This window comes from Christiangramia sp. (assembly GCF_029937855.1).
Taxonomy (GTDB): Bacteria; Bacteroidota; Bacteroidia; order Flavobacteriales; family Flavobacteriaceae; genus Christiangramia.
The window spans coordinates 1-10,099 of record NZ_JAPYPC010000054.1 but is presented as its reverse complement, the minus strand read 5'-3'; the positions used below and the strand labels follow the sequence as shown (position 1 = coordinate 10,099).

Here is a 10,099-nt window from a genome sequence, read left to right as displayed (position 1 = left end):
GCCTCATACTCATTATCGCCACTGCCTTCAAAATCAGGAGCTGATTTAAAGGTCAGTTCCCCTGTGGTGGTATCTAAATTAAATAGAGCAGCATCGGCTCCGCTTAACGAATACGTCAAATCATCCCCATCAGCATCAGTAGCATCCCAGTCTTTTACCGTACCAGTTCCATTTTCAGCAAAGTCTATTTCATGGGTGGCTGCACTGGAATTATTCGTAATTACCGGTGCATTATCGTTCACATTGGTCACATTCACCGTAAGGGTTTGGGTATCGGTTAGGGTTCCGTCGGTTACCGTAACAATGGCTTCATACTCATTATCACCACTGCCTTCAAAGTCAGGAGCTGATTTAAAAGTCAATTCTCCCGTGGTGGTATCTAAATTAAATAAAGCAGCATCTGCACCGCTCAACGAATACGTCAGGGCATCCCCATCGGCATCAGTCGCATCCCAGTCGATTACAGTACCAGTTCCATTTTCAGCAAAGTCAATTTCATGAGTGGCTGCACTGGAATTATTGGTGATGGCAGGAGCCTCATTGACATCTGAAATTTCAACTGCCCATGCTTCACTATCGGTATTGCTATCTTCATCTGTTGCGATAACAATTAATTCATAGGTGTTATTAGTATCATCATCTACCGGATTTTCAAAATCACGGGCCACCATGCTCACCACCCCGGTACTGGAATTTATCGTAAAGTCACCTGCATCTTCTCCGGCCAAAGTATAAGTTACTGTCCCAACCGGTGTATCTCCAGAAAGAACCGGCGTAGGTCCGGTATAGGCTGTGTTTTCATTTATGATAATATCATTGATTGGGTCTATAGTGAAATTGATTGCCGGAGGAGCCGATGCATCTATGATAATACTAAAAGGAATATTTCCAGAAGAGCATCCGGTGGTGGTATTTAATACTTTTATAACTCCATTGTATGTACCCTCAGACGCTGTACCTGGTACCAAAATCTCAATTGGTGATGCGGGTAGATTTGTAGGTGTTGTAATGTCTGTAAAGCCCGCTGAGTTGGCAGATGAATCAAAATATAATACATAGTTTGCAGGGTCATTTACAGCATTTGTATAACTAATAAATGCTGAAGTTTCATTATCGTTTATTATGGGATTTGCACCCAGAGTAATAGCTGGTAAAGGATTTACCGTAACTGGAACTGAGGGTAGAATAATTCTATCGCAGTCTATTCCGATCTTTTGTGCACGGATTCTGATCCCTGTAACTGCGGTGTTTAATCCGAAACTAGTAAGTGAAATAGAAGATCCTGTACCAAGCATGGCCGGTCCTACTCCAGTATCGGTTTGATCTATAAGTTCGTAAACTATATTTTCTTCCGTATCGTTTACCTGAAATGAGATTGTTTCGTTCTGGCACACCGTTGTACTTGTTGTTGCACTAAATACTTGTGAGGCTGGCTGTTTACACTGCACAGTTACGGCATTGGAGGGATCACTTTCGCAAAAGCCTATCGTAGGACTGGTAACAGTGACCGTCGCAACTCCACCTGCATATAATTTGTTGAAAGGGGTGTCTAAACCGGTAATTGTCCACTCCTGAACCGATGCTACGCCAACTACGGGATTTACTGTCGCCGTGGCACCTTCTATAGCAACACCATCCATATATAGCTGGATGGTTAACTCAACACTGGTACTAGCTAAAGCTTCGCCCGTTATACTCGCATCACCTTCTGTTATTGGATCTGAAGTGATTTTAAGATTTGGTGAAGGAGTTTTGCTTCTTACTAAAACTTCATTTGAAAATTCACTTACAATTTCTCCAGTGTTCTGTGCGGTTGCAGTAATATATCTGCCAATAAGGATATTTAAGCCGTTTGCAGACCAGGAACCATTTGACTGAACATTTGTAGTTCCCTCCAGACTTTTCATCCCACCCTGCGTTGGACTTGAGTAAATTTTAATTTCTGAACCTGCGTCTTCTGATGATACACCATTCACTGTGTTTACCGTCATTCCTCCGGCAAGACAATATTCGCCCCTTACTATAGGTGCATCAGATTGTGCATTTACAGTAACACTTGTTTCTGCACTACAATTTCCGCTTTCGATCGCCCTAATAGTTAATTCATCTCCCTGGGACAAATCAGAAATACTAAAACTCCAGTCTCCACCATTTGCTACAACAGAGCCCTGTTCTTCTCCATTGATGAGTAGCGTTATTGTAGCTCCTGTAATTGCAGTACCAGAAATGCTAGTGTCTGATTCTAATATAGGGGTATTAGAAATTACTGGAGCCGAGGAAAAGGTAGTTGTATCAAAACAAAATTCTGTTTTTGAAGATTCACATTTACCAGTTTCAGTCACTGTAAAATAATAAACTCCGGCCGGGATTTTAGTTCCTCCAGTTCCATATTCCCAAATCCAGCTATTTGTGGAATAGTTGGAAGGATTACTTGTACCAGCAGGGGACACTAATTTAGTGCCATCTGATTCATAAATAGTTAAATCATAACTTCCGGAAACTGTTGCTGTCCCCTGAAATGCCTTTTTTGATCCGTTCTCTGTACCAGTCACATCAGGTGGACTCGAACATGTAGCACCTACAGTAGTTTTATTGCAATCTGAATAGGATGCAGACTTTTCTTCAGTTCCCGTTGAAACGGCTGTAGCTTCGGAAACCTTTGCAGTTGCAGAAAAGACTTCATTTCCTACCGCAGGACTTAATCCGGATAGCGTCCAGTTTCCGGCACTTACCGTGGTAGTCCCCTCTGATACTCCATCGCGTAAAACTTCGATCGTAGCACCATCTACTTCAGAAGAGGTTCCGGTAATAGAGGTAGCATCCGCTGTGATAGGACCTGTGATAGAGGGGCAGGCAGCTCTTGGGGGTAATGTAGATCCAGATCCAATTTCAGTAACACTGGTTGGTGGGAACACATTGATAAGTTCTTCCCATAAACCATCGGTTATTCCGGTAGTATCGTCAATACCACCCAGATCGGATATCCCGTTATTCCCAATAGCAGCTTTTGGGTTAATTACTGTGTTTCCTACCATTCGCAGCGGAGTATTTACAGTGACTGTAGGAAAAGCGGCGGTAATATCTGCAAAGGGAATATAGAAATCATAAAAGTAATCATCATCCCCGCAAATTTCTGAAAGGGCGATACTCTTTTGTGCAAAATTATCGTAAGGCCTGTCTGAAACCGCATCTCCCACTTCAACAGGAGAAACCGTTCCATCTACGTCGTATAAACCCACACCAAAATTGGTTCTTAGAACAACTTCTATTTCAAACCCCGGATTTCCAGGGATGTAATTAGGATCGGCATTTTCACCGCTGGCACCAAATTTTTGATCGGTATCTATAAGAATTGAATATCCTTTAGAGTTTTCTGCGGTGCCACCTAATCGAAAACGGAACATTAGGTTGCCAGCACCGTCCAGATAGGTGTAAACCGTATTATTATCTTCAGACTTTACCAGATCGGTAAATTTACAATCTGGTCCCGGTCCCAAATCGCTATCAGGTTCGGAAGCACCTACAGAAGGAAGGGCAGTGTAAGGAATTTCACTCTCAGTTTCATCATTCGCGAAAAAACCCTGGTTGGTTTCAGAGGAATATCCGTCTGCATTTGGATCTAATACCTTTTGGCCACTACCAGCAGCCTGCTTATATATAAGTCCTTTAGTTTGTGCATTTAAAGAAGTTATGGCGAAAAATAAGAAACAAAAAATAAGGATGTTTTTTCCAAATTTGGAAAAATAGGGGGGTAATGGTCTCTCCATAAGATAATGTTCAGTTGATTTGGGCTTTAAATATTATAATACTTGCAGACGTACTATAATAGAGTACAAATATTAATATATACGAAAAAGAAGCTTTTTAGTTTTCGACGAATGGCGTCAATTCAGTGATAAGAAGAATATTTTAACGTTTGAGTTGCTTTGTTTAGAATTTATTACCATTGATATTTCGATTCAACGGGCTAAAAATTCCATTCAACTATAAGAATTGACGATTGAACGAATTATAAGTTGTTCCCGATCTGTTTTCTGCAATTTTGATACTTTTCAGGATATATTTTATGCTCAAAAGATTAAATATTCTCTTTATTGAAGATGATGCCATTGAAGTGATGAAATTACGTCGCACTGTTGCTATGCTTCCAATCGTTCCAAAAATTATAGAGGCGAAAAATGGAGAAGAAGCTATTGAACAGCTAAAATCTGGAGAACCCCTGCCTGATATTCTTCTTCTAGATCTTAATATGCCTAAAATCTCCGGGATAGAATTTTTGAGAATTCTAAAGCGCGATAATCAGTTAAAATACTTGCCGGTAATTATCCTAACAACCTCGAATAACAGAAAAGATGTATTAGAATGTTATAAGATCGGGATTGCAGGCTATATCATTAAGCCTTTTAAATTTGAAGATTACGAGGTTAAGCTCAAAGCGTTAATAGATTATTGGGGCCAGAATGAGCTTATAAACGTTAGCGGTTAATAGATACCCCGGGGCTAATTTTTATAATTCAGCATTTATCATTGGAATATTCTATACATTTTATTAAAAGTGATAAAAAGAATCTTTTTGATCTTTTTCAAAAATTCGCCAAATTTGAAATGTACTAGATCTGAATATAATAACTAAATTATGTTCAGAATTCCCCCATTAAATGGATTTAACCGAAAGAATTAACGAATTAGAACTTAGGCTGAAAAAGGAAAAGTCCGCCCGGATAATAGCTGAAAGAAATCTCGAAAAAAAATCCAGAAAGCTTTTTGACCTTTCTGAAGCTTTGAAACAATCCAGTGAACAATTACAACAGCTTCTTACTGAAAAGACCTCTGAATTAGAAGGTGTATTTTCAAACATTAGCGACGCATATGTCGTGATGGATATCGATGGTTTTGTCTTACGAATGAACAATCCCGCCAAAGAATTACTGGGATTTGATGTTTCAGAAAATATTAATTTACTTGATCTTGTACATCCCGATTATAAATCATATACCGTAGAGGCGTTTAAACAGCTTTTTTATACTGGATCTTTTTCTAATTATAAAGCCGTAATTCTTACTAAGAACAATCAGGAAAAAACAGTCCAGATAAATGCTTCCATAATTTATGATCAAGAGGGGAAACCTAAAGCCGCACAGGGTATAGTTAGAGATATAACTGAAGAAACTCTTACCAAAGAGAAGTTAAAGGAACAAAAAAGCCAGTTAGATATTATTATTGATAACTCCCCCCTGGGAATTACCCTTATGGAACCTGGGAGAACCGGGTTTATAAAAGTAAATAAGGCTTTTTGTACTATGTTGGGATATTCTGAAGAGGAGTTAATGCAACTGGGTATTAGGCAAATCACCCATAAGGATGATCATGAATTGACCGCAACCTATCTGTCTCGATTAAAAAATGCGGAAATCGAATCTTTTAGTCTCGAAAAAAAATATATTACAAAGGATAAAAATAATATCTGGGCAAAGACATCAGTCTCTGCCGTTCGTGATGAAAAGAACAATATTAAGTTTCAAATTGCCATTATTGAAGATGTAACCAGCGATCTACAAACCAAACAGAAGGTAAAGGAATCTGAAGAACGTTTATCAAGTCTTGTGAAAAATCTTCAGACCGGTGTTTTGCTTGAAGATGAAGAGCGCAACGTTCTACTTGTAAATGAAATGTGTTGTAGTATGTTCGAGATGGGAGTAACTCCAGAAGAGTTGGAAGGCACGAACCTGAAAAATAGCGCTGAAAACTTTATGGATTATTTTAAGGATCCAACACATTTTATGAGCCGGATGCAGGATGTATTAAAAAGAAAAGTTCGTGTAGTTGGAGAAGAACTTGAACTTGCCGATGGTCGAATTTTGGAAAGAAATTATACTCCTGTTTATATAGAAGGCACATACAAAGGTCATTTATGGAGTTTTAATGAGATTACGCTGCAAAAGAATTACAAGGATACACTTAAGTCTCAAAAAGAAAAATATAGTAATATTATAGCAAATATGAACCTTGGCTTACTGGAAGTAAGTAACGAAGGTATTGTATTACTAGCTAATCAAAGTTTTACTGATTTAAGTGGCTACGATCAGGAAGAATTGTTGGGTAAATCGGTTTCTGAGGTTTTTAATTATCAAGAGGAATCAGACAGGGTACAGAATTTTATGAATTTGGGGATGTTTATTTCTGAACCATTTGAAGTTAAAATTAAGACTAAAACGGGAAAAAAGAGATTCTGGCTTGTAAGTGGTGCTCCAAATTTTGATATAAACGGGGAGCAACAGGGTTTTATTCTTATTCACCTGGATATTACGAGGCAAAAAAATCTGGAAATACAAAAAGAGCGCCTGCTTCAAAATCTTGAGCGCCAAAATGAACAGCTCAATGAATATGCGCATATTGTAAGTCATGACCTTAAATCTCCTTTGCGGAATATCTCAGCATTATTAAGCTGGACAAAAGAAGATTTTAGAAATCAGCTCGGAGAAGAAAGTCTTACCAACTTAGACCTCATGCAAATCCGGATTGAAAAAATGGATCATCTTATTGAAAATATCCTGAAATACTCAAGCATTGATAGTGACCGGGTAGACAACAGAAGAATAGATCTAAATACATTATTAGAAGAGGTACAGGAGATGCTTTATATTCCGGAACATATTGAGATATCGGTTTGTAAGCCATTGCCAGAAATTGTTGCCGATGCGACCAGGATGCAGCAACTTTTTCAGAATTTGCTGGGAAATGCTATAAACTATAGTAATAAAAAAGATGGGCGAATTAAAATAGATCATACTCAAAATGGTTCTACCTATATTTTTTCGGTTAAAGACAACGGCATTGGAATCGCTCCAGAAGACCATGATAAAATTTTTAAAATTTTCAGGTCACTGGGCAACAACGATATGTCCAGCGGAATTGGATTAAGTATTGTAAAAAAAATTGTAAAGCTTTATAATGGAAAGATCTGGCTGGAGAGTGAGATTGGTAAGGGAACCACCTTCTATTTTAGTTTGAAAAATGCGGTAGTTAAAAAATGAATTTATGCCAAAGTCTCCAAATCTCGATTATATAAAACAACTCTCTGGCGGCAATAAGGAGTTTGAAAGAAAAATCATTACGATCATAAAAAAGGAGCTTCCGGTAGAGATTCAGTCTTATAAAAAAAACATCTCAGCTCGGGAATTTGAAAAGGCCGCAGAAATTATACATAAGATTAAGCATAAAATAGGAATATTTCAAATGGAAGAAGCATACAAGCTAGCTATAGATTATGAAGAGTCTTTACGTGAAAAAGAAGATAGGTATAAAGAGAAGTTTGAAATATATTTGAGGCAATTGAAAAGCTTTGTTGAATCCTGTGAAATTTAGGGAATATGAAATGTATCATTATAGACGATGAAGAAACTGCCAGGGCCATCTTACAACAATTAGTAAGTGAGAATGCAAACCTTGATTTAAAAGGATCCTTTAATAATGCTATGGAAGCCATTAAATTCTTGAATAAGAATGACGATATAGATATAATGTTTTTAGATATCCATATGCCGGGTTTCACTGGTTTTGATTTGATTGACACCTTGCAAAACCCACCAAGAATTATTTTAACCTCTTCAGATAAAAATTTTGCGCTTGCGGCTTTTGAGTATGAAATGATTGTAGATTATCTTGTAAAACCTTTTTCTCCTGAGCGTTTTGAAAAGGCATTGAGAAAGGCTTCAAATGAACCACAATCAATAGAACAAAAGAGCACTTCAGAAACCATGAAACAGGAGACTGAAGATGATGAAATGTTTATTAGCGTCTCCAGGCGTTTAGTGAAAATCACCATTTCTTCTATCAAATTTATAGAAGCCCGGGGCGATTATATTCTTATAAAAACCATTTCAAAAGATTACGTGGTGCATTCTACACTGAAGAAAATTGAAGAGAAATTACCAGGTTCTACATTCCTTAAAATACACCGATCGTTCATTATCAATATAAGGATGATTATTGATATTGAAGATAATTCAGTTTTAATAGGTAAAGACGTTATTCCTATTAGCAGATCTAAACGGGCCGATTTAATGAAGGTTTTAAACCTGCTGTAGATCCTTTTTTGGCATATTAGCCCGTTACCTCTTTATTTAGACAATTCGTCTAAGTTAACATACCATCCGTCTAAAAATTCAAATATCAATGATAAATCCCTCTATTTTTGATATTGAATTTGTGCAGGCTATCAGGTTTTGGTTAGGTTATGATAGAAAAGAAAAAAGTACCTTCTTCCCTACATTGGTTAAATATTCTTCCTGTACAAATTCTTTTTATAAATATTAAGGACTAGCGTAAATATGGCAATGTATATTGAAGTTGATGAAAAAGGTATTTTAAAAATTGTTGGAAAGTTAACCTCTGATAATGCTGTTAAAGTTCAAAACCATCTAAACGAACTCCTGTTTACAAGGAAACACCTGGTACTAGATATTACCGAATTGGATTACATAGACATTCCGGGTATTTATATGCTATTTCAATTTAAAAATAAAGCCCAGCAAATTTCGAAAAAAGTAAATATTTTATTAAATAAAACTTCGTGTTTAAATGATATTATTAATAGGAGCGGTTTGAAGACCATTCTGGATTAGGCCCTAATTTCAGAAAATAGATCTTCTATTTATCCGTTAGCCTACTTATGTTAGGAAAGCCTCATACTCTCGTATGAGGTTTTTTTAGATAGGCTTAATTTCAGTTTTTATGCATGTAAAAGCTATGGGCTTTTCCTTTGGTGCGAGCGAAGGGAATTGAACCTTAAAAGATAAGTCGACTTTAACGAGTCGGCTTTTTTATTTCATAGATGGCATTCTTCCTCTTTCATTTTACGTATCGTACTCAAGGCAGATCCTTATTTATTTTCTCAAAAGATCAAAACCTAAACCCGATTTTGATTCCGCCCCATTTGGTTGGGGATCCGGTAGCAAATTCCCGAGTGAGAACTGTGCGGGAATATTCAAAATATAATGTTTTGGTCTTTAATATAAAACCATAATTGAATTGGCCGGTAAGTCTCGTTATTTCTTCAGAAGAAATCGTATACGGACTATCATTATTAAAAACCCCACCTTGTAACGTGGCATCATAACCAATTAGATTTCCCAAAACCTGGGAATATCCATATAACTGAAATTTACTTTTCCTTTTGTTCGCTGAAAATGCTGAATTTATAAGTCCAATATTAGTATTGAGGCCAATAGATGCATTAGTATATAAAGTACCAAGCCGTGCCGTAGAATTAGATTGCAGCGATACATAGTCTCCCACTCTTAATAGTTGTTTTTCATAAGCTATCTCGTAATTTATAACTACATCGTTCTTTATCTGGTTTTTCCAACCTTCAGGTATCGTGTTTTCCGTGATCTTGTGAATACCTGCCTGCATTTCTTTTCCGAAGGCACCGGGGCCTATAAGTCCCAAACTTAAAGAAGAGGCTAATCTGGAATTTGCCAATGTATCTGTGATAATGGCGAAACTCTTTAGCATAATTGCGGCGGCAAAGGGGCGTTCTCCAAATTGTATTTCAGGACTTCCAATATTAGGAGCTGTAAAGCCAATATGTTCTATTGCCAATCCATATTTGACCTCAGAATTTTTTTTGGGTGTCAAAAAAAGATAATTAGCAGGATTTTTTTCTAAAAATGGAATAACTAATTCTAAGCTGTAACCTTGAGTATAGTTTTCATCTGTACCCGAGAAATAATCATTATCGTAATTAAATCTAAAATAGGAATCACTTTTAATATCGCGAAATGATACCAGATTATCTATTTTTTGCGCCGATAGAAAGCTCGGAATCAAAAGAAATAAAACAAAGGAAAAAGGATTGTACTTCATACTATTATTTACGCAAAGAGAAGAGAACTGGATTTAGCGAATAAATTGGTTTTAAACTTAAAAATCGAAAATTAATGTTTTCCTACTTAAAGAATTTTAGGAGCCGTGGCTTCCTAGTCAAACTCTTTATTTTATTCGAACCTGATATTGTTTTATGGCAGAATACTGAAAACTTAACTTCTTTAATCCTGAAGATTGTAATTTTATTTACCAATAGTTAAATGAATAGAAT

Annotated in this window: 7 protein-coding genes; 5 read left to right on the top strand and 2 right to left on the bottom strand. The window is 36.8% G+C overall.

Going from position 1 to position 10,099, the window contains the following annotated elements; all coding sequences use genetic code 11:
* The coding region (locus Q1K34_RS17465) for a hypothetical protein (RefSeq protein WP_300441878.1) at positions 1-3,767 on the bottom strand (3,767 nt) is incomplete at its 3' end.
* Positions 3,768-4,066: 299 nt separating this feature from the next.
* On the opposite strand from Q1K34_RS17465, the gene Q1K34_RS17460 reads away from it, so the two are divergent.
* From Q1K34_RS17460 to Q1K34_RS17440, 5 genes are all read left to right on the top strand, one after another.
* The gene (locus tag Q1K34_RS17460; protein WP_300441876.1) at positions 4,067-4,486 is read left to right on the top strand and encodes a response regulator; all 420 of its coding nucleotides are present in this window, start codon (positions 4,067-4,069) and stop codon (positions 4,484-4,486) included.
* A 172-nt stretch (positions 4,487-4,658) separates the two neighbouring features.
* On the top strand, positions 4,659-7,034 hold the full coding sequence (locus tag Q1K34_RS17455; protein WP_300441873.1) for a PAS domain S-box protein: 2,376 nt from the start codon (positions 4,659-4,661) through the stop codon (positions 7,032-7,034).
* Positions 7,035-7,038: 4 nt separating this feature from the next.
* Positions 7,039-7,365, top strand: a complete 327-nt coding sequence (locus Q1K34_RS17450; protein WP_300441871.1) for an Hpt domain-containing protein — start codon at positions 7,039-7,041, stop codon at positions 7,363-7,365.
* A 5-nt stretch (positions 7,366-7,370) separates the two neighbouring features.
* Positions 7,371-8,087 carry a response regulator transcription factor gene (locus tag Q1K34_RS17445; protein ID WP_300441869.1) on the top strand — a complete coding sequence of 239 codons (717 nt, stop codon included), beginning with the start codon at positions 7,371-7,373 and terminating at the stop codon, positions 8,085-8,087.
* A 243-nt stretch (positions 8,088-8,330) separates the two neighbouring features.
* The gene (locus Q1K34_RS17440) at positions 8,331-8,624 is read left to right on the top strand and encodes an STAS domain-containing protein (protein ID WP_300441867.1); all 294 of its coding nucleotides are present in this window, start codon (positions 8,331-8,333) and stop codon (positions 8,622-8,624) included.
* A gap of 277 nt (positions 8,625-8,901) precedes the next feature.
* On the opposite strand, the gene Q1K34_RS17435 is transcribed toward Q1K34_RS17440, so the two are convergent.
* Positions 8,902-9,867: a lipid A deacylase LpxR family protein gene (locus tag Q1K34_RS17435; RefSeq protein ID WP_300441865.1), complete on the bottom strand. Its 966-nt coding sequence runs from the start codon at positions 9,865-9,867 to the stop codon at positions 8,902-8,904.
* Positions 9,868-10,099: the final 232 nt, after the last annotated feature.

What these genes read in the sequence shown, in the direction of transcription:
- Q1K34_RS17440 (WP_300441867.1), top strand. Translation starts at nt 8,331, where the DNA reads ATGGCAATGTATATTGAAGTTGATGAAAAAGGTATTTTAAAAATTGTT.
- Q1K34_RS17435 (WP_300441865.1), bottom strand. Translation starts at nt 9,867, where the DNA reads ATGAAGTACAATCCTTTTTCCTTTGTTTTATTTCTTTTGATTCCGAGC.
- Q1K34_RS17455 (WP_300441873.1), top strand. Translation starts at nt 4,659, where the DNA reads ATGGATTTAACCGAAAGAATTAACGAATTAGAACTTAGGCTGAAAAAG.
- Q1K34_RS17445 (WP_300441869.1), top strand. Translation starts at nt 7,371, where the DNA reads ATGAAATGTATCATTATAGACGATGAAGAAACTGCCAGGGCCATCTTA.
- Q1K34_RS17460 (WP_300441876.1), top strand. Translation starts at nt 4,067, where the DNA reads ATGCTCAAAAGATTAAATATTCTCTTTATTGAAGATGATGCCATTGAA.
- Q1K34_RS17450 (WP_300441871.1), top strand. Translation starts at nt 7,039, where the DNA reads ATGCCAAAGTCTCCAAATCTCGATTATATAAAACAACTCTCTGGCGGC.